The following is a 19,124-nucleotide window of genomic DNA, read 5'->3' as shown; positions in this document are numbered from 1 at the left end:
GACGATACGATCTCGTTGCGCACGCTGCGTCCAGCGAATTGTCGTGCTCACAAGCGTTCCAATGCGCTCCTTACCCACGCATCAGCTTCAGCGCTGACCACCTCATCCGGGATCGTCCGCCCGGCCTCAAGATCGGCGAGACCTTCGAGGACGCTCTGAATCATGCCCTCGTCGTACGCCTCGGTATCGTAGTGTGGCGTCGAATATTCCCGCATGGAAACAGAGGGGAATTCCGTTGTCATGCGCTGCGTGGCAACGACTTCTTTGGCAGCGTCGTTGTAAAACTCCATATCGATGGTCATTGTGATGACAGCGTTCCGTTGGCTGGGGGGCCACTCAAGCGAGTGATCACAAATTAACCGTCCACGGTGGGGAACGTCAATGCGGGTCGGGAAGTTATCGGGCGATTCCTAACGGAACCGCCCTGATGTCCGAAGCGGGTTTCGGACTAGCGCTGCGCTACCGAGAAACCATGCTCTCGCAGCAGTTGCAGCACGCCATGCGGGCCGCCAAGATGCAGCGTGCCGATGGCAACGAACACCGGCTTGCCCGGGTCCGCGAGAAACAGCATCCGCGCCAAAAAGCGGCGGTTGCGTGAGTACAGAATGCGCTCGTCGATGGCGTCGGCCAGCGCCACATTGCGTCGCACTTGTGCCGCCTTGCCCTGCGACCAGTCGAACACCAGCTCCGCGTCGCCCGCGCGCCACAGCCGGTGCAACTCCTCCACCTGTGCCGTGGCCTTCTTGGGCGTCAGCACCAGCTCCTGCGCCAGCAACTCGTTTTGCTGTGCCGCCGACAACCCCGTGAACGCATCCATCTGCTCGGCCAACGACTCCAGCCCGACGATGCGCCCGCGGTAGATGTTCTCCAACTGATTCTCGGTGCCGTATTCCGTTTGCAGGTCGGCCCCCATCGAGTCGAGCGTCTCCACGAGCAGCGCCGCCAGCCACGGCCGCATGTGGCGAATCTCGGTGAGCATCGCCGGATTGCCCTTGAGGCGGTCGCGCAACTTGCGCCATAGCGGCGCCGGAATCATCCTCGGCAGACACGCGCGCGTACACATGCCGTACTTCTGCACGTCGTCCTGCGACATCGTCAGATCGTCAGGCGAGAGCTCGAACGCCACCACCTTCGAGACGCGCAGCGCATCGACCACCACTTTGCGGAACGGATAGTCGTCGGGCTTGCCGACGTGCAGGGTGCCCATGACGTAGATCGTCATGTCGCCCTTGCGGGCTTCGTAGAACGGCAGATTGGCGCCGGGCGGCGATTCGCCCGGCTCGGGCACCACCAGCGGCAACGCCCGCGGCGTAACGACGCGAGGTGTCACCGTCGATGCCGCATCGAGCGTGACGGCGAGCGTCATCAGCAGGCAGCCCAGCAGCCAACCGGTCAAAGCGACGCCCCGACGGACATGCGTCGCGCGTGGTGGTCCACCCAATCTCGTCATCCCTCAATGTCTTCAACCCGATGGCACGCCACCAGACGTCCTTCGAGCTCGCGCAATTGCGGCACTTCCTCTCGGCAATGGTCGACGGCATACGGACAGCGCGGCGCAAACGCACACCCCGGCGGCGGGCGCAGCGGCGACGGCAACTCGCCGATCAACGCAATCTTCACGCGCCGCTCGCTCGGCTTGATGGCCGGCGTGGCCGACATCAGCGCCTTGGTGTACGGATGCAGCGGCCGGCCAAACACGGCGGCCTTGGGGCCGTGTTCGACCGCGCGGCCGAGATACATCACCATCACGTCGTCGGCCACATGCTCGACCACGGCGAGATTATGCGACACGAATACGTAACTCGTCGCGTATCGGTCCTGCAAATCCATGAAAAGATTCAGGATCTGTGCCTGAATTGAGACATCCAGGGCCGAGACCGGCTCGTCCGCCACCACGATTGCCGGCGACAGAATCATCGCCCGCGCAATCGCCACGCGCTGCCGCTGCCCGCCCGAGAACATATGCGGATACCGCGCCACATGCTCCGGGCGGAGCCCCACCGTGCGCATCATCGCCGCAATCTTCTCGCCCCGCTCGGCGCGGGTGAGCGCCGTATTGATGGCCAGCGGCTCATCCAGCGCCTGCCCGACCGTCTTGCGCGGATTGAGCGACGCGTACGGGTTCTGGAACACCATTTGCACCCGCGTACGCAACGGGGCCAGATCGCCCGCCGATGCCCCGGTTGTCTCGGTCGCGTCGATGGCGAGTGTGCCGGACGTCGGCGGCTCGATCAACGTCAGCACCCGTGCCAGCGTCGATTTGCCGCACCCCGACTCGCCCACCACGGCCAGTGTCCGGCCAGCCGACAACTCGAACGACACGCCGTTCAGGGCCTTGACGCTCGCGTCCGCACGGAACATGCCCCGGTTGACGGTGTAAAAACGCTTCAGATCGCGGGCGGCCAGCACGGTACGATTCGGCTCACGCTCACGCGTCGTTGTTTGCGGAGTGTCCGGGCCGCCCGGCGGCGTCGCGAAAACGGTTTCACTCATTGCGCACCTCCGGTGACCAGTCCACCTGCCGTACCACCCGTCAGACCACCCGCCGCATGTGGCAGTGGCTTGAAGCACCGCACGCGCGGCGACCCGATGGCTGTCGGCCCGGTATAGGGCTCAAGCTTGGGTTGCACCGTGCGGCAATGATCATCGGCATAAGGACAGCGCGGCGACAGCAGACACCCGGCCGGCCGATCGTCGCGGCCCGGCACCACGCCGGGCAAGGTATGCAGGCGTCGCACGCCTCGGTTGTGTTCAGGAATCGCCGCAAGCAGCGCCTCGGTGTAGGGATGATGCGGTGCGTCGAACAGCGCCGGGACCTGCTGCACCTCGATCACCTGCCCCGCGTACATCACGGCCACGCGGTGCGCCACTTCGGCCACCACGGCCAGATCGTGCGAAATCAACACGAGCGACATCCCGTGATCGCGCTGCAAACGCAGCAGCAACGCCATGATCTGCGCCTGAATGGTCACGTCGAGCGCGGTCGTCGGTTCGTCGGCGATCAGCAACTTCGGCTGGCACGCAATCGCCATCGCGATCATCACGCGCTGGTTCATCCCGCCCGAGAGTTGATGCGGATACGCACCGAGCCGGTTCGCGGCATCGGGAATTTCCACCTGTTCTAGCAACTCCACGATGCGATCGCGCAGCGCCCGGCCACGCAGTCCCATGTGCCGGCGCAGCACTTCACCGATCTGATAGCCGATGGAATAGCTCGGGTTCAGGCTCGAGAGCGCGTCCTGAAAGATCATGGACACGTCGCGCCCGACAATGTTGCGTCGCTGCCGCGCCGAGGCGTGCAGCAGGTCGCGTCCGTCGAAGCTGACTTCGTCGGCAGTGACACGCCCGGGGGCGTCGATCAGCCCCATGAGCGCGAGCATCGTCACGCTCTTGCCCGAGCCGGACTCGCCGACCACGCCGAGAATTTCGCCCTGGCCGACGTCGAGGTCGATGCCTTCGACGGCGCGTGCCCCTTCGAAGTCGACCGATAGATTGCGGATAGTGAGCAGACTCATGCGATTCGCTTCAGTTTGGGGTCGAGGGCGTCGCGCAGGCCGTCGCCGACCAGGTTGATCGCAAGGACCGAGATGACGATCGCAAGACCCGGCAGCGTCACAATCCACCAGGCACTTTCCATATAGTCGCGCGCCGACGCGAGCATCGAACCCCACTCGGCGAGCGGCGGTTGCACGCCCAGCCCGAGAAAGCCGAGCGCCGCCGCATCGAGAATGGCCACCGAGAAGCTCAGCGTCGCCTGCACGATCAGCGGGGCCGCACAGTTCGGCAGCACGGTCGAGAACATCAAGCGCAGCGTGCCGGCACCGGCCATACGCGAGGCAGTCACGTACTCGCGCTGCAATTCGCCGATGGCGGCCGCGCGCGTGAGACGCACATACGCGGGCAGCGTCACAATGGCAATCGCGATGGTCGTGTTAGCGAGTCCCGGCCCGATGATGGCCACCACGGCCACGGCCAGCAGCAGCGACGGCAGCGCCATCATCATGTCCATCAGGCGCATGATCGGCGTGTCGAGCCAGCGCGGGAAAAACGCCGCGAGCAGGCCGAGCAGAATGCCCGGAATCAGCGACAACACCACCGACGACAGACCGATCCAGAACGACAGGCGCGCCCCAAAGATCAGGCGTGAAAGGATGTCGCGCCCGGCTTCGTCGGTGCCGAGCAGAAAGCGTGCGTTGCCACCGTCAAACCAAGCGGGCGGAATCTTCACGAAATCGCGGTATTGCTCGATGGGACTGTGCGGCGCGATCATCGGCGCAAAGATGGCCGCAAGGAACATCAATATCAAGATAATCGCGGCGAACGTCGCGCCGCGATTGGCGGTAAAGCTGCGCAGGAATTCCCGCACCAGGCGCGCGCGAGGCGTGGCCGTAATGGCGGCGGGCGGCGGCAGCGTAGCAGGCGTGTCACTCATTGTTGACCTCCTTCAGTGCCGAATGCGCGGATTGACGACGCCGTAGAGCACGTCGACCAGCAAGTTGACCAGAATGACGCCCGTCGCGATGAGCAGAATCCCGCCCTGCACCACCGGATAGTCGCGTCGCAAAATGGCGTCGATCAGCCATTTACCGATGCCGGGCCACGAGAACACGTTCTCCGTGAGTACCGCGCCCGCCAGTAGCGTGCCGACTTGCAGCCCAATCACAGTAATCACAGGAATAAGGGCGTTGCGCAGTGCGTGCACGACGATCACGCGCCAAGGCGACAGCCCTTTCGCACGCGCCGTCCGGATGTAGTCCTCACGCAGCACTTCGAGCATGGCCGAGCGCGTCATGCGCGCGATCACCGCTAGCGGCACGGTGCCGAGCACGATGGTCGGCAGAATCAGATGGCTCACGGCGGACGAGAACGCGCCCGGATCCCCCGAGAGCAGCGTGTCGATGAGCATGAAGCCGGTCACGAACGGTACGTCGTATTCCACACCGATGCGCCCCGACACGGGCGTCCATTGCAGATCGACCGAGAAGAGCATGATCAGCAACAACCCCCACCAGAAGATGGGCATCGAATAGCCGGTCAGCGCCGCCCCCATCGTGGTGTGGTCGAGCATCTTGCCGCGCCGCAACGACGCGGCGACACCGGCAGGCAGGCCGACGATCAGCGCGAAGAGCATCGCGCACGTGGCCAGTTCGAGCGTGGCGGGGAAGCGCGAGAAGAACTCGTGCAGCACGCCTTCGTTGGTCACGATGGAGCGCCCGAGGTCGCCTTGCGCGGCGTGCTTCAGATAGACGAAGTATTGGGTGGTGAGCGGTTGATCGAGCCCGAGCCGTTTCATAGCTTCGGCGTGCATGACGGGGTCGAGGTTTCGCTCGCCCACGAGCACTTCGATCGGATCGCCGGGAATGAGGTGGATCAGCGCGAACGCCAGGACGGTGATGCCGATAAAGGTCGGGATCACCATGCCCAGTCGTCGCAGGACGAATCTCAGCATATGAGGGTTCCGTGGGCTTGCGCACCGCCCGCCCCCGGCGGCAGGACGGGTGGCGCTGTGCCGCGTTATTCAGTCGTGAACGACCGTTTGTCTTGGTGCGGCAGGCAGATCCGGCGCGGCGGCCGGGTCTGCCTGCTTGATACCAATCTATTGCGTGTTACCGGGCAGTGAAACCCGATCAGTCGAGCATTTATCGCGTATCAGTCGAGAGACACGCCAGCAAAACTGTTACGGCTGAACGGGCTGAGCTTGAAGCCCTTCACGTTCGTCGCCATCGGCTTGTATTGCGTGGAGTGCGCGATAGGCGAGAACGGCAGTTGCTGCGCGAAGATTTCCTGCGCCTGCGTGTACAGCTTCGTGCGCGCCGCGACGTCCGTGGTCTGACGTGCCTGTTTGATGAGATCGTCGAACGGCTTGTAGCACCACTTCGAGAAGTTGTTGCCGTTCATCGAATCGCAGCCGAGCAGCACGCCGAGCCAGTTGTCCGGATCGCCGTTGTCGCCGGTCCAGCCAATGAGCAGCGCATCGTGCTCGCCAGCCTTCGCGCGCTTGATGTACTCACCCCATTCGTACGTGACGATGTTCGCTTTCACGCCGATCTTCGCCCAGTCGGCCTGAATCATTTCGGCCATGAGCTTGCCGTTCGGGTTATACGGACGCTGCACCGGCATCGCCCACAGCGTGATTTCGATACCCTTCACGCCTGCCTTGTCGAGCAACGCCTTGGCTTTCTCGGGGTCGTAGCCGGACGGCTTGATGTTCTTGTCGTAGGACCATTGCGTCGGCGGCATCGGCGCGCCGTTCGACAACTGTCCGGCCGAGCCGTAGACGGACTGGAGAATCGCCTGCTTGTTGATCGCCATGTCGAGTGCCTGACGCACTTCCACGCGGTCGAGCGGCTTCTTCTGCACGTTGTACGCCACATAGCCGAGGTTGAAACCGACCTGATCCGGCATCTTCAGCTTCGACGCCTTGCCCTGCGCCGAAATATCAGCCTTGAGCGAATCGACGTCAGCCGGGCGCGGGTACGTTGCGACCTGGCATTCGTTGCGCTTGAGCTTCTGGATACGGACGTTGGCGTCGGTGGTGATCGCGAAGATCAGCTTGCCCACCTTCGGCGGCAGATTCGTATTCCAGTAGTCCTTGTTGCCATCCAGACGCAGCGTGGCGTCCTTCGTGTAGCTGCGGAAGATGAACGGCCCGGTGCCGACCGGCTTGAGCGCGATGTCGCGGGAATTGTTCGCGGCAAGCAGCTTGTCTGCGTATTCCTTCGAAAGGATCGACGCGAACGACATGGCCAGATTCTGGATGAACGGTGCGTCGACCTGCTTCAGCACGAAGCGCACGGTGTACGGATCGACGATCTCGATACGGTCGATGTCCTTCTGGAGTCCCATGTCGACGAAATACGGAAACTCAGCCGGATAAGCCTTGCGGAAGGGCATCTCGCGATCGCCCATGCGCTCGAACGTGAACTTCACGTCTTCGGCATTGAAGTCCCGCGTGGGCGTGAAGTATTCGGTGGTGTGGAACTTGACACCTTTGCGCAGATGGAAGGTGTAGACCTTGTTGTCCGGCGAAATGTCCCACTTCTCGGCGAGCGACGGCATCACCCCGGTTTCGCCCGGTACGAACGCGATAAGACGGTTGTAGATGGCGTCGGCAGGATCGAAGTCCGTGCCGGTGGTCAGTTGCCCCGGATCGAAGCCGGCCGGGCTGCCCTCAGAGCAGTAGACAAGGGTCTTGTTCGGGAGCTCGACTGCTGCGGCGGACTGGATCGCGGTCGCGCCGGCAAGCAGAGTAGCAGCCAAAAGCAAACGCAGGGTGTGGGTTCGTTTCATAGGCTCCTCGGAATGATATTTTTCGAGGCTCAGGATCGGTTCGTCCGGTTAGGGGTCGCCGCCGAGCACCCGGGAATATTACTGAAGGTTACCTCGCGTCACAACACGCCAAATCCCTAGCAATTCGCCGATTTGCAGCGTTTTCAATTAGGAAATCACTTAATTTTGATTAGGATTGACATTCAGGTGCCTGATCGGCGCAATCGCCGCCCAGTCAGCGATGACGCGCACCGGTGCAGCGCTGCACCGGTGCGGGGAGCGAAAGCGGCCACGACTTGAAAGCCGTAGCGCGTATGTGAAGTGTCTGAAGTACCGCGGGGCAAGGGGCAAGGCCCGGCGAGTGCGCGGCGCGCGGCCGTGAGACCTGAAGACGATCGATGCGCCCTGCCATGGGGCGCACCGACATTGACGCAGTTTGTGATTGCCGGAAGTAAACCCGGTTTACAGACCCAGTCGCTGCCACATCGCCTTGGTGGCGGCTGCCGCGTTGAGCGTATAGAAATGCAGACCCGGGACGCCGTCGGCGAGCAGGCGCTCACACAGTGCGGTCACCACGTCGAGGCCAAACGCGCGAATCGACTCACGGTCGTCGCCAAAGCCTTCGAGGCGCTTGGCGATCCAGCGCGGCACTTCCGCACCGCACATGTCCGAGAACCGCATCATCTGCGAGTAATTCGTGATCGGCATGATGCCCGGCACGATCGGCACGTTCACGCCAAGGCGCGCGGCATCGTCGACAAAGCGGAAGTAAGCGTCCGCATTGAAGAAATACTGCGTGATCGCCGAATCGGCGCCGGCCTTCACCTTGTCGGCAAAGTGTTCGAGGTCCAGACGCGGCGACTTCGCCTGCGGGTGGTACTCGGGGTAAGCCGCCACTTCGATGTGGAACCAGTCGCCCGTCTCGGCACGAATGAATTCGACCAGCTCCGACGCGTAACGAAACTCACCGATTTCGCCCATGCCCGACGGCAGGTCGCCGCGCAGCGCCACGATGTGACGGATGCCATGACTGCGGTACGTCTGGAGGATGTCGCGGATGTTGTCTTTGGTCGACCCCACGCATGACAGGTGCGGTGCCGCTTCGACGCCTTCGCGTTGGATTTCCACCACCGTATCGATCGTACCCTGCTGGGTCGAACCGCCGGCACCGAACGTCACCGAGACAAATTTCGGACCGAGTGGAAACAGTTGCTGGCGCGTCGCGCGCAGCTTCTCCGCGCCCTCGGCGGTCTTGGGCGGGAAGAATTCGAAGCTGAAAGAGGGTTGCGTCATGATCTTCTGATTATCGAGAGAGCCGTTCGCGTAGCACTCATGCCGCCTTGGCATGCGTGGCGTGCACGAAAAACTCCCGGTTACCGTCACCGCCCGTAATCGGGCTGTCGAACCAGCCGGCCACCGTGAGGCCGAGCGACTCGCAGGCGGTGCGGATCTTTGTCTCCACTTGCGCATATTGCGCTTCGTCGCGCACGAGGCCACCGCGCCCGATGTTCTCGCGTCCCACTTCAAACTGCGGCTTGACCAGCATCAGCAGGTCGCCGCCCGGCGCCAGCAGCGGCGCGAGCGCCGGCAGCACCAGCGTGAGCGAGATGAACGACACGTCGCCCACGATCACATCGAAGCCCGCCTCGGGGGCCGTCAACGCGGGTGCCGACGCAGCCGTCCCCTCGCTCGCCGACGGCGACTTCCACTGCGCCAACTGCGCATCCAGCATTTCGCGCGTCAGGTACCGCGCGTTGATCCCCTCCAGCGAAATCAGTCGCGGCTCGGTCACCATCCGGCCATGCAATTGCCCGTGACCGACATCCACACCAATGACCTGCGCCACGCCCTTCTGCAAGAGGCAGTCGGCAAAGCCACCGGTTGACAGCCCGACGTCGAGCGCCGTGCGCCCCTTCAGGTCATCGGCATCCAGCCCGGCCGCCGCGAGCGCACCTTCGAGCTTCAAGCCGCCGCGAGAAACGTAGCGATCCTCGCCCGGCAGCCCGTCGACTGCGGCACGCACTTCGAGCACTTCATCGCTCGCCACGAGCTGGCTGGCTTTCTTGAGGACGGTGTCCGTGTCGGCAACGTACACCCGCCCCGCATCGATCAACCGTTGCGCGGCAGTACGCGATGACGCGAGGCCTCGCGACACGAGTGCCTGATCGACACGAAGGGATGACGGCATGACAACAAATTCCTGCGGAGGAAAGCAGGCACGCGGGCGCGCACGTGCCGGATAAACACTCGGTTAAACGTTGCGTTAAACGTTAGTCGCGCGGTCGCCGCCGAACACCAGCGCCGACAGAATCCACGAGATCAGGCTGTACAGCAGCGAGCCGAAGAGCGCCGCCCAGAAGCCCGAGACTTCGAACCCCTTGACCACGTTAGCGGCCAGCCAGAACAGCAACGCATTGATCACGAAGATGAACAATCCGAGCGTGACGACCGTGACCGGCAGCGTGAGCACCACGAGCAGCGGACGCAGGAATGCGTTGATCAGGCCGAGCACGACCGCAACGATCAGCGCCGTACCGATGCCCTTGAGCTGAACGCCCGAGATGATGTGCGGCAAAACGAGAAGTGCGATGGCATTGATGAGCCAAATCAGCAGCAGACGCATGGCAAGCTCCGAAGGACACGCCGGTGCGAGACGTCGCCGTCAACACCGGCAGTTACAAGAATTCGTACGCGGCTGCGCACTGGGCGCAGCCGCGTGGGTACTACCTAATTAGCACTTAATAACGGTAGTGCGACGGCTTGAACGGACCGTTCTTGTCGACGCTGATGTACTTCGCCTGATCGTCGCTCAGCACGGTCAGCTCGGCACCGATACGGCCCAGGTGCAGACGCGCAACCTTCTCGTCCAGATGCTTCGGCAGCACGTACACGCTGTTCTTGTACTTGGCGCCGTCCACGAACAATTCAATCTGCGCGAGCGTCTGGTTGGTGAACGAGTTGCTCATCACGAACGACGGGTGACCCGTGGCGCAGCCCAGATTCACGAGGCGGCCTTCGGCCAGCAGGATGATGCGCTTGCCGTCCGGGAAGATGATGTGATCAACCTGCGGCTTGATGTTTTCCCACTCGTACTTGCGGGTCGACGCGACGTTGATTTCCGAGTCGAAGTGACCGATGTTGCACACGATCGCCTGGTTCTTCATGGCGGCCATGTGGTCGTGATCGATCACGTGGAAGTTGCCCGTGGCGGTCACGAAGATGTCGGCCTTGTCGGCGGCATATTCCATCGTCACGACGCGGTAGCCTTCCATCGCGGCTTGCAGTGCGCAGATCGGGTCGATTTCGGTAACCCACACCGTCGCGCCCAGACCACGCAGGCTTTGTGCGCAGCCCTTGCCCACGTCGCCGTAACCGGCCACGAGTGCGATCTTGCCGGCGATCATCACGTCGGTCGCGCGCTTGATACCGTCGACGAGCGACTCGCGGCAGCCGTACAGGTTGTCGAACTTCGACTTGGTCACCGAGTCGTTGACGTTGATGGCCGGGAACGGCAGCGTGCCGTCCTTTTCCATCTGGTACAGACGGTGCACGCCCGTGGTGGTCTCTTCGGTCACGCCCTGGATTTGCGACAGGCGCTTGCTGTACCACTGCGGGTCGAGGGCGATGTGACGCTTGATCGCCTCGTACAGGGCCACTTCTTCTTCGTTGGTCGGGTTGGCGACGACCGAGAGGTCCTTCTCGGCCTTGCTGCCCAGAATCAGCAGCAGCGTGGCGTCGCCGCCGTCATCGAGAATCATGTTGGCGAACTCGCCGTTCGGCCATTCGAAGATGCGGTGGCTGTATTCCCAGTATTCGTCGAGCGATTCGCCCTTGAACGCGAACACGGGGATACCGGCGGCAGCGATGGCCGCAGCGGCGTGATCTTGCGTCGAGAAAATGTTGCACGAGGCCCAGCGCACTTCGGCGCCCAGCGCGGTCAGCGTCTCGATGAGCACGCCCGTCTGGATCGTCATGTGGAGGGAGCCGGCAATGCGGGCGCCCTTGAGCGGCTGGGTGGCCTTGAATTCTTCACGCGTGGCCATCAGACCCGGCATTTCGCTCTCGGCGATGCGCAGTTCCTTGCGGCCCCAATCGGCCAGCTTGATATCGGCTACGTGGAAATCGGTGAATTTCGAATCGACTACGGCGTTCATCACGCCTCCTTTCTCTAAATGTCTAGATAGTTGGGACGTGAGCGCCGTTCTTGGGGCTTACGCGCCGAACTATCCGGGGGAAACCGGGGGCCGGCGAGGGCCAATGGGAAGGATCTTGAGCCTGGCAGCGGTATCCGCTGTCGCAACGCTCCTCAAGACTGGCGCATTGTAGCAAAACTCATGCGGCGCGTCGGGTCAGGGGCGACGTTCGAAGGGTTATTTTTTTGGGGGAACAACGAAGAGAGGAAAGCGAGGAAGGTGCAGGCGATGCACCTTCCCATCATCAGATTGGCAAGTGCGTGAGCAACGGCGCAGCGAACACCATCACGATGCCGTTGATCATCATCACAAGGCTCGCGACCACGCCCTCTTCGCTGCCGATCTGGCGCGCCTTGGCCGTGCCGAATCCGTGAGCACCGGCGCCGAACGGTGCACCGCGCGCCATGCGGGTACGCAACGGCAGCCACGACAGGAGCGCTTCGCCGAGCAGCATGCCGATAAAGCCGGTGACGATCACGAACAACCCCACCAGATCGCGCGAACCACCGACCTTGTCGGAGACCACGAGCGCAAACGGCGTCGAGATCGACCGGGCAAGCAGACTGCGCGCCATTTCCGGCGGCAACTCAAAGAGACGCGCCAGCACGAACGAGCTGCCGACCGCCACGATCATCGCGACGAGCACGCCCACGGTGAGCGCAAACGCGTGACGGCGAATGATGTCGCGGTGTTCGTAGATTGGCACGGCAAACGCGATGGTCGTGGGGCCGAGCAGCCAGACGAGCCAGCGCGAATCCGAGATGTAGGTGGTGTACGAGATGTCGCCGCCGACCATCACGGCGATGAGCAGCACCGGCGCGAGAATGGCCGGGCCGAGCCACACCTTGCCGAAGCGCGCGTAAAGACGCTTCGACACGTAATAGAAGACAACCGTAAGAGCGAGCAGAAGCAGCGCCGTATGATTCATGACAGTATCCGGCGAGAGGTTAAGACTGGGGTTGTGGCGCCACCCGCGGCGCCCGCTGCCACTAACGAAGTGAAGCGAGCGAGCCGTCAGGCGCCATCAGCGACGATTAGCAACGATCAACGATCAACGATCAGCGAACGTCGTGGGCGTGTGCGGCACGGCGTGCCGGGAGTCGCACGAACGCGGCCTTCATGCGGCGCTCGGCGCGGCAGGCGAGATCCACGGCCAGTGCCGTCGAGACCATCACGAGCACGGTGCCCACGCCGATCACGGCGAGCAATTGCAGGCCTTCGTGGCGCAGCAGATCGGTGTATTGCATGACGGCGGCAACCATCGGCACGAAGAACAGAATCATCTCGGCCAGAAACCAGTCGGCGCCGCGCTTGATCTTGTCGGCCTTGAGCACACCGCTCATGAGCAGACCGACCACGGCGAACAAGCCGAGCACACCACCCGGCAGGGGCAAATGAAAATGACGCGCCGCAGCATCCGCCACCAAGTAAATGCCGGTGAGCAGGGCGATCTGCCACACCACGTCCACGGCGCGCTTGCTGCGGCTATACAGACGGCTGGCGATCATCTTGGTCATGGCACTCTCCCTGGGGTTTTGCTTCAACATGGAGTGCAGTATAGGAAGCGCTGCAACATAAATATAATGAATTACAATTATCAAATCGATTCCAAATTGGAATAATTTAAGTATTAACCCTAATAGTGCATGAGAAAGCCTTATCTGACGGGGCTTTCCGGCCTTTAGCACCAAAACGGTGCCATCGGGAGCCCCGAAATGGAACTGCGTGCCTTGCGAGGATTTGTGGAAGTTGTGCGACAGCAGAGCTTCACGGCGGCGGCGGAAGCGCTCTTTGTCACGCAACCGACGGTGAGCAAAATGGTCAAGGCGCTCGAAGACGAGCTCGGCACGCCGCTCATGTTGCGAGAAGAGCGCGGCATGGGCCGCCGGCTGCAACTCACCGATGCCGGGCGGGTGGTATTCGAGCGCGGTCAGGACGTGCTTGCCGCCTACGCCCGACTGCAACAGGAGCTGTCGGATCTGGAGTCGGTCGCGCGTGGCGAGTTGTCGATCGGCATTCCGCCACTGGGGGGCGATCTGTTCATCCCGGTGATCGGGGCGTTTCACCAGCACTATCCGGATATCGAGATGAAGTTGTTCGAGACCGGCTCCCGGGCCATCGAACAAGCGCTGCTGGCAGGCGACATCGAACTGGGTGCCGTGTTGCTGCCGATCGACCCGGCAATTCTCGACGTGCTCCCCGTGTGCCATTACCAGTTGCGGTTGATCGCCCCGCGCGAGTCGTCGTGGGAGGGCCGCGCATCGGTCGGGCTGGGCGAGCTTCGCGACGAGCCGTTCGTGTTTTACGGCGAAGGCTTCGCGCTGTCGGAATTCGTGATTGCGGCGTGCCGGCGAGCGGGCTTCACACCGAAGATCGCCGGACGCTCAAGCCAGTGGGATTTCATTGCGTCGATGGTCGATAACGGCGTCGGCATTGCCTTGCTGCCCGAGCCGTTCTGCGCGCGACTCGATCCGAAACGCTTTGTGATTGCGGACATTCGCGATCCGGAGATTCCGTGGGATCTCGCGATGGCGTGGCGGCGCGACTCGTACCTCTCGCACGCGGCGCGGCGCTGGCTCGCACTCGCGCGCGACATCCTCGGCCCCGGCGGTGACGGCGACGTCAAGGCGGCACAAGCGGCCATTGCTGGTGCAACGCGGCGCCAACCGGCGCGCTGAACCGCCGCCCGCGATCAAACGATTGCGGTATCCTTGCCGCTTACAAATTCTTCCCCCCGGCCGCGCGACGAGCGCGGCATATCGACACCTATGCGCATCATCACTGCGAATCTGAACGGCGTGCGATCGGCCTCCAAGAAAGGCTTCTTCGAGTGGTTCGGCAATCAGGACGCCGACATTCTGTGTGTGCAGGAAATCAAGGCGCAGTTGCCGGACATGACGCCGGACTTTCTCAAGCCGCACGACTATCAGGGCTACTTCCACTACGCCGAGAAGAAGGGCTACAGCGGCGCGGGTGTGTACGTGCGCCGCGAGCCCGACGACATCGTGATCGGCTGGGGCCAGCAAGAGTTCGACGCCGAAGGGCGTTACGTCGAAGTGCGCTACGGCAATCTGTCGGTGATCTCGGTGTACATCCCGTCGGGCTCTAGCGGTGAAGAACGTCAGGCGGCCAAGTTCCGCTTCATGGCCGACTTCATGCCGCACTTGCTGGCGTTGAAGGCCGCCGGGCGCGAAGTCGTGTTGTGCGGCGACGTGAACATCGCGCACAAGGAAATCGACATCAAGAACTGGAAGGGCAATCTGAAGAACTCGGGTTTCCTGCCGGAAGAGCGCGCGTGGCTCACGCAGTTGTTCGACGACCACGGCTATGTGGACGTCTTCCGCACGCTGGATCAGCGCGCGGAGCAATACACGTGGTGGAGCAATCGCGGGCAGGCGTATGCGAAGAACGTCGGGTGGCGTATCGACTACCAGATCGCCACGCCGGGTATCGCCGGCAAAGCCAAAACCACGTCCGTCTTCCGCGACATCAAGTTCAGCGATCACGCACCGCTGATCGTTGACTACGATCACACGCTGTAACGGAACGCACGATGAAGACCCTGTTGTTCTGTACCTGCTACATGAGAGATGCCCAGGCCTGGAAGCAACGCTATCGGCGCTGGCTCGAGTACTACCGGCGCGGACCGATCCACGCCGACAAGATAGTGATGATCGACGACGGCTCCCCGTATCTTCCGCCATCCGAGATCGTCCGTACGGTGGCCGCCGGGAGCGACCTCTCGGCGCATGACGACGGGCACGCCATCGTGCGCTTCGAGAACAATCTGGGGCGTCAGAGCATGAGCCTCTATCCCGGATGGTGGCGCAGCTTCCTGCACTCGGTGACGCTCGCGCGCGCCATGGGCGCCGACAAGATCGTTCACATCGAATCCGATGCCTACACGCTGAGCCAGCAGATCGTCGACTTCATCAATGACACCGAGTCGGGCTGGCATGTCATGTGGGCCCAGCGCTACGCCATGCCGGAGACCGCCATTCAGGTCATCGGCCGGGATCAGTTCGACGCGCTGGAGGCGCTCGCGAAGGAATATCCGGCGTTCGATTTTCCGGACATTGCGGAGCGTCTGCTGCCCTTCACCTCGGTGAACCGGGAGTTCGCGGGCGATCGGTATAGCGAATTCAAACGCAACCGGGGCATCTTCCGCTCGCAGAAATTCAACTTCCTTCCGATCTTCCAGTGGGATTTCTTCTGGGAACCGATTCCACCGGACGCGGACTTCGCCACACAAGTGGTCAAGCGCCAGAAGGTGGCCTATCGCGGCGTCTGAGCGACGCCGCCGTCATCGTCTGCGCCCCACGGGGCGACCTTCGGCAACAGCAGCATGCCGGGTACCGCCAGCACGGTGCAGATCAGGAAGAACGTCAGCCAGCCCACGCCATCCACGATGTACCCCGTGCCCGCGTTCGCAAACGTGCGCGGCACGGAGGCGAGGCTGGTGAACAGGGCGAATTGCGTGGCGGTATAGCGCGGGTCCGTCGTGCGGGCGATGTACGCCGTAAATGCCGCCGTCCCCAGCCCCGCCGTGAACGCCTCGAACGCGATCACCGCGCCGAGTCCTGCCACCACGGCACCGGCCTCCGCCAGCCACGCAAAGCCGAGCACCGACACCAGTTGCAGCACGCCAAACACCCACAGCCCGCGATTGATGCCCAGCTTGATCAGCCAGATACCGCCGATGATCCCGCCTGCCACACTCGCCCACAGGCTCGTGGCCTTCGCCACCACGCCGATCTGCGTCTTGGTGAAACCCAAATCCAGATAGAACGACGTCGCCAATGACGTCGCCATCGAATCGCCTAGCTTGTACAGAAAGATGAACGCGAGCACCAGCAGTGCCTTCGTCCAGCCGCCACGCGTCACGAACTCATGGAACGGCTCGACCACCGCTTCGCGCAACGTCTTGGGCGGCGTGCCGCGAATGGCCGGTTCCTTGACGACCAGCGTCATCACCAGCCCCGGCAGCATGAACGCTGCCGTCACGAAGAACACCTGCGACCACGGCAGATGGTCGGCCATGATCAGCGCGAGCGACCCGGGTACCAGCCCGGCCACCTTGTAGGCGTTCACATGCATCGCCGTGCCCAGCCCCTGCTCCCGGTCGGAGAGCAACTCGCGGCGGTAGGCATCGAGACAAATGTCGAGACTCGCGCTGAAGAACGCGAGCGCCGCCGCGAGCGCGGCAATCGTCATCAGATCGCGTTGCGGCGAATACGTCCCCATCAGCGCCACGGCCCCGGCCACTAGCAACTGCGTGACGAACATCCAGCCGCGCCGCCGCCCGGGCTTCCACCCGAACAGATTCGGCGCGAAGCGATCCATGAGCGGTGCCCACAGAAACTTCCATGTGTAGGGGAATTGAATCAGCGCAAACAGGCCGATCGCCTTGAGGTCCACCTGCTCGCTGCGCAGCCACGCCTGCACGAGATTGAGCAGGATGAACAACGGCAAGCCGGAGGTGAAGCCGAGAATCACGCAGATGATCATCCGCGTGGGGTGGAACACTCGCCCGTCGTCGGGCGGCATCGAATCGGTCATGGACAGGACAATTGGGGCCGGCTGCGCGCGACGAACGGCCTCCGCCCCTCGCTCCCGTGCGTCGATCGTTGCCGACGTCGAATCAGGAGCACCCGGCGCGCCGCCCCGCCGCCGCAACCGTCGGTTCAGGAACGCTTGACGCGATAGACCGCAAGACTACCACGCCAGTTCGCGCCCACCGACACGAGACGCCCGTTATGCAGCACCGCGCGATCCAGAATTTCCACACCGACCTCGGGGGCCAACGCCTCGAAATCCTTGATCGTGAGCACACGCACGTTCGGCGTGTTGTGCCACTGGAACGGCAGACTCTTCGACACCGGCATCCGGCCCTGCAACACCGAGAGCCGATGCGGCCAGTAGCCGAAATTCGGGAACGACACGATGGCTTCGCGGCCGACCCGCACCGTCTCGCGCAGAATGTCTGCCGTGCGGTGAATGGTTTGCAGCGTCTGCGACAGGATGACGGTGTCGAAGCTGTTGTCTTCGAACAGTGCGAGTCCGCCTTCCATATTCTGCTGAATGACGTTGATGCCCCGCTTGGCCGAAGCCAGCACGCCCGCATCGTCGATCTCGATGCCGTAGCCGCTCACATCGAGTTCATCGACCAGCAGGCGCAGCAGCGAGCCGTCGCTGCACCCGAGATCGAGCACCTGCGAGCCCGGCTCGATCCAGCGTGCGATCACGCGAAAATCGGTGCGGTCGGCGAGCGACGCCGTGATCTGATTGCCCGATGCCGCAAGACGTGCGGCTTGCGCGCTGGTCGTTGGCGTCTTGGACGGTTCCGTGGACTGGCTCATACCCCCACCTCCTCGGCGATACGTTCGTAATAAGCGCGCACCAGATTGTGATAGCGCGGATCGGTCAGCAGGAAAGCATCGTGGCCGTGCGGCGCGTCGATTTCGGCGTAGCTCACGGTGCGGCGCGTATCGAGCAGCGCCTTGACGATTTCACGCGAGCGGGTCGGCGCGAAGCGCCAGTCGGTCGCAAACGACACGATCAGATACTTGGCCGTGGTGTGGGCGAGTGCACGCGAGAGGTCGCCACCGACCGTGCGTGCCGGGTCGAAATAATCGAGCGCGCGCGTAATCAACAGATAGGTGTTGGCGTCGAAATACTCGGCAAACTTGTCGCCCTGATAGCGCAGGTACGACTCCACCTCGAACTCCACGTCGAAGCTGAAGCGGTAGCTGTCGTCCTGTGCTGCCGCGCCGCCTTCGGCACCCTTCACACCGTCCACCAGCACTTCCGCTCGACGCAGGGCACGGCCGAACTTGGTCGCCATGTCTTCGTCGGACAGATAGGTGATGTGGCCGATCATGCGCGCCACGCGCAAGCCCCGGCGCGGCACGACACCGTGCGCGTAGTAGTCGCCGCCATGGAAATCGGGGTCGGAGAGAATGGCCGAGCGGGCCACTTCGTTGAAAGCAATGTTCTGTGCCGACAGCTTCGGGGTGGACGCAATCACCAGACAGTGCCCGACACGATCGGGATACATGATGCTCCACGCGAGCGCCTGCATGCCGCCCAGACTGCCGCCCATCACGGCTGCAAATTTCTGGATACCGAACACGTCGGCCACGCGTGCCTGCGCATTGACCCAGTCTTCGACCGTCACTACGGGGAAGCGGGCGCCGTAGGGCGTGCCCGTGGCTTCATTGAGACTCATCGGCCCGGTCGAGCCGAAGCACGAGCCGAGGTTATTCACCCCGATGACGAAGAAGCGATTGGTGTCGAGCGGCTTGCCGGGCCCGACCATGTTGTCCCACCAGCCGATGTCCTTGGGGTTATCGGCGGCAATGCCCGCGACGTGATGCGACGCGTTGAGCGCGTGGCACACCAGCACGGCGTTGCTGCGATCGGCATTTAGCTCACCGTAGGTCTCGACCATCAGGTCGTAGCCCGCGAGGGTGCTGCCGTTTTGCAGTGCCAGCGGCTGCGCAAAATGCATCCGCTGTGGCGTGACGATTCCGATTGACGATTCCATATTTCCTGTCCGAAACATGCCGGTCGCGCTGTCCGTAACAACGGCAGCGTTTCTTAGGCGTTCTTTGCGGGGAAAAAGGTCGACGAAAAACGGGCGGGGTGCGCGAACGACCTCTT

At 62.8% G+C, this 19,124-nt stretch carries 19 protein-coding genes and 1 riboswitch; of the genes, 3 read left to right on the top strand and 16 right to left on the bottom strand.

Annotated features, from left to right (window positions below; all coding sequences use genetic code 11):
- Window positions 1-47: 47 nt before the first annotated feature.
- From AT302_RS01355 to AT302_RS01295, 13 genes are all read right to left on the bottom strand, one after another.
- Window positions 48-302: a hypothetical protein gene (locus tag AT302_RS01355; RefSeq protein WP_058376869.1), complete on the bottom strand. Its 255-nt coding sequence runs from the start codon at window positions 300-302 to the stop codon at window positions 48-50.
- A 146-nt stretch (window positions 303-448) separates the two neighbouring features.
- Window positions 449-1,396 carry a TraB/GumN family protein gene (locus AT302_RS01350; RefSeq protein ID WP_322788724.1) on the bottom strand — a complete coding sequence of 316 codons (948 nt, stop codon included), beginning with the start codon at window positions 1,394-1,396 and terminating at the stop codon, window positions 449-451.
- A 50-nt stretch (window positions 1,397-1,446) separates the two neighbouring features.
- On the bottom strand, window positions 1,447-2,493 hold the full coding sequence (locus AT302_RS01345; protein ID WP_084655966.1) for a peptide ABC transporter ATP-binding protein: 1,047 nt from the start codon (window positions 2,491-2,493) through the stop codon (window positions 1,447-1,449).
- Entirely contained in the window at window positions 2,490-3,515 is a 1,026-nt protein-coding gene (locus AT302_RS01340) for an ABC transporter ATP-binding protein (RefSeq protein WP_058376867.1), read from the bottom strand. Before AT302_RS01340 ends, AT302_RS01345 begins: the two co-directional genes overlap by 4 nt.
- Window positions 3,512-4,432 (bottom strand): ABC transporter permease subunit, encoded by a 921-nt coding sequence (locus tag AT302_RS01335; RefSeq protein ID WP_058376866.1) that lies wholly within the window; start codon window positions 4,430-4,432, stop codon window positions 3,512-3,514. The genes AT302_RS01340 and AT302_RS01335 overlap by 4 nt, the downstream gene beginning before the upstream one ends.
- Before the next feature lie 12 nt (window positions 4,433-4,444).
- Complete coding sequence (locus tag AT302_RS01330; protein ID WP_058376865.1) at window positions 4,445-5,449, bottom strand: ABC transporter permease subunit; 1,005 nt, start codon at window positions 5,447-5,449, stop codon at window positions 4,445-4,447.
- Between the two features lie 200 nt (window positions 5,450-5,649).
- A complete protein-coding gene (locus AT302_RS01325; protein ID WP_058376864.1) occupies window positions 5,650-7,290 on the bottom strand; it encodes an ABC transporter substrate-binding protein in 1,641 nt (546 codons plus the stop codon).
- 441 nt (window positions 7,291-7,731) lie between these two features.
- Window positions 7,732-8,562 (bottom strand): methylenetetrahydrofolate reductase [NAD(P)H], encoded by an 831-nt coding sequence (metF, locus tag AT302_RS01320; RefSeq protein WP_058376863.1) that lies wholly within the window; start codon window positions 8,560-8,562, stop codon window positions 7,732-7,734.
- 37 nt (window positions 8,563-8,599) lie between these two features.
- Window positions 8,600-9,457 carry a TlyA family RNA methyltransferase gene (locus tag AT302_RS01315; RefSeq protein WP_058376862.1) on the bottom strand — a complete coding sequence of 286 codons (858 nt, stop codon included), beginning with the start codon at window positions 9,455-9,457 and terminating at the stop codon, window positions 8,600-8,602.
- A 75-nt stretch (window positions 9,458-9,532) separates the two neighbouring features.
- The gene (locus AT302_RS01310) at window positions 9,533-9,892 is read right to left on the bottom strand and encodes a phage holin family protein (RefSeq protein ID WP_058376861.1); all 360 of its coding nucleotides are present in this window, start codon (window positions 9,890-9,892) and stop codon (window positions 9,533-9,535) included.
- 115 nt (window positions 9,893-10,007) lie between these two features.
- A complete protein-coding gene (gene ahcY, locus AT302_RS01305; protein WP_058376860.1) occupies window positions 10,008-11,423 on the bottom strand; it encodes an adenosylhomocysteinase in 1,416 nt (471 codons plus the stop codon).
- 32 nt (window positions 11,424-11,455) lie between these two features.
- Window positions 11,456-11,583: riboswitch (S-adenosyl-L-homocysteine riboswitch) on the bottom strand.
- A 123-nt stretch (window positions 11,584-11,706) separates the two neighbouring features.
- Window positions 11,707-12,390, bottom strand: a complete 684-nt coding sequence (locus AT302_RS01300) for an LrgB family protein (RefSeq protein ID WP_058376859.1) — start codon at window positions 12,388-12,390, stop codon at window positions 11,707-11,709.
- Between the two features lie 130 nt (window positions 12,391-12,520).
- A complete protein-coding gene (locus AT302_RS01295) occupies window positions 12,521-12,979 on the bottom strand; it encodes a CidA/LrgA family protein (protein ID WP_058376858.1) in 459 nt (152 codons plus the stop codon).
- A gap of 198 nt (window positions 12,980-13,177) precedes the next feature.
- Here AT302_RS01295 and AT302_RS01290 point away from each other — a divergent pair, with 198 nt between their 5' ends.
- From AT302_RS01290 to AT302_RS01280, 3 genes are all read left to right on the top strand, one after another.
- Window positions 13,178-14,140 carry a LysR family transcriptional regulator gene (locus AT302_RS01290; RefSeq protein WP_058376857.1) on the top strand — a complete coding sequence of 321 codons (963 nt, stop codon included), beginning with the start codon at window positions 13,178-13,180 and terminating at the stop codon, window positions 14,138-14,140.
- Between the two features lie 90 nt (window positions 14,141-14,230).
- A complete protein-coding gene (locus AT302_RS01285; RefSeq protein WP_058376856.1) occupies window positions 14,231-15,004 on the top strand; it encodes an exodeoxyribonuclease III in 774 nt (257 codons plus the stop codon).
- A gap of 11 nt (window positions 15,005-15,015) precedes the next feature.
- Window positions 15,016-15,753, top strand: coding sequence for a hypothetical protein (locus AT302_RS01280; RefSeq protein WP_058376855.1), 738 nt, complete (start codon window positions 15,016-15,018; stop codon window positions 15,751-15,753).
- Here AT302_RS01280 and AT302_RS01275 read toward each other — a convergent pair.
- The 3 genes from AT302_RS01275 to metX form a co-directional block, all read right to left on the bottom strand.
- Window positions 15,738-17,021 (bottom strand): AmpG family muropeptide MFS transporter, encoded by a 1,284-nt coding sequence (locus AT302_RS01275; protein WP_058376854.1) that lies wholly within the window; start codon window positions 17,019-17,021, stop codon window positions 15,738-15,740. The genes AT302_RS01280 and AT302_RS01275 overlap by 16 nt on opposite strands.
- Window positions 17,022-17,146: 125 nt before the next feature.
- Entirely contained in the window at window positions 17,147-17,821 is a 675-nt protein-coding gene (gene metW, locus AT302_RS01270) for a methionine biosynthesis protein MetW (RefSeq protein WP_237172039.1), read from the bottom strand.
- Window positions 17,818-19,008: a homoserine O-succinyltransferase MetX gene (gene metX / locus AT302_RS01265; RefSeq protein WP_058376853.1), complete on the bottom strand. Its 1,191-nt coding sequence runs from the start codon at window positions 19,006-19,008 to the stop codon at window positions 17,818-17,820. The genes metW and metX overlap by 4 nt, the downstream gene beginning before the upstream one ends.
- Between the last annotated feature and the right edge of the window lie 116 nt (window positions 19,009-19,124).

Source organism: Pandoraea norimbergensis (assembly GCF_001465545.3).
In the GTDB taxonomy this organism is placed as follows: domain Bacteria; phylum Pseudomonadota; class Gammaproteobacteria; order Burkholderiales; family Burkholderiaceae; genus Pandoraea; species Pandoraea norimbergensis.
The sequence above is the reverse complement of the archived record's forward strand: the minus strand, read 5'-3'. Positions and strand labels throughout refer to the sequence as shown.

Coding starts and splice junctions, on each gene's coding strand:
- AT302_RS01345 (WP_084655966.1), bottom strand. CDS start 2,493: ATGAGTGAAACCGTTTTCGCGACGCCGCCGGGCGGCCCGGACACTCCG.
- AT302_RS01310 (WP_058376861.1), bottom strand. CDS start 9,892: ATGCGTCTGCTGCTGATTTGGCTCATCAATGCCATCGCACTTCTCGTT.
- metF (WP_058376863.1), bottom strand. CDS start 8,562: ATGACGCAACCCTCTTTCAGCTTCGAATTCTTCCCGCCCAAGACCGCC.
- metW (WP_237172039.1), bottom strand. CDS start 17,821: ATGAGCCAGTCCACGGAACCGTCCAAGACGCCAACGACCAGCGCGCAA.
- AT302_RS01280 (WP_058376855.1), top strand. CDS start 15,016: ATGAAGACCCTGTTGTTCTGTACCTGCTACATGAGAGATGCCCAGGCC.
- AT302_RS01290 (WP_058376857.1), top strand. CDS start 13,178: ATGGAACTGCGTGCCTTGCGAGGATTTGTGGAAGTTGTGCGACAGCAG.
- AT302_RS01330 (WP_058376865.1), bottom strand. CDS start 5,449: ATGCTGAGATTCGTCCTGCGACGACTGGGCATGGTGATCCCGACCTTT.
- AT302_RS01300 (WP_058376859.1), bottom strand. CDS start 12,390: ATGAATCATACGGCGCTGCTTCTGCTCGCTCTTACGGTTGTCTTCTAT.
- AT302_RS01285 (WP_058376856.1), top strand. CDS start 14,231: ATGCGCATCATCACTGCGAATCTGAACGGCGTGCGATCGGCCTCCAAG.
- AT302_RS01315 (WP_058376862.1), bottom strand. CDS start 9,457: ATGCCGTCATCCCTTCGTGTCGATCAGGCACTCGTGTCGCGAGGCCTC.
- AT302_RS01340 (WP_058376867.1), bottom strand. CDS start 3,515: ATGAGTCTGCTCACTATCCGCAATCTATCGGTCGACTTCGAAGGGGCA.
- AT302_RS01275 (WP_058376854.1), bottom strand. CDS start 17,021: ATGACCGATTCGATGCCGCCCGACGACGGGCGAGTGTTCCACCCCACG.
- AT302_RS01335 (WP_058376866.1), bottom strand. CDS start 4,432: ATGAGTGACACGCCTGCTACGCTGCCGCCGCCCGCCGCCATTACGGCC.
- AT302_RS01355 (WP_058376869.1), bottom strand. CDS start 302: ATGACCATCGATATGGAGTTTTACAACGACGCTGCCAAAGAAGTCGTT.
- ahcY (WP_058376860.1), bottom strand. CDS start 11,423: ATGAACGCCGTAGTCGATTCGAAATTCACCGATTTCCACGTAGCCGAT.
- AT302_RS01325 (WP_058376864.1), bottom strand. CDS start 7,290: ATGAAACGAACCCACACCCTGCGTTTGCTTTTGGCTGCTACTCTGCTT.
- metX (WP_058376853.1), bottom strand. CDS start 19,008: ATGGAATCGTCAATCGGAATCGTCACGCCACAGCGGATGCATTTTGCG.
- AT302_RS01295 (WP_058376858.1), bottom strand. CDS start 12,979: ATGACCAAGATGATCGCCAGCCGTCTGTATAGCCGCAGCAAGCGCGCC.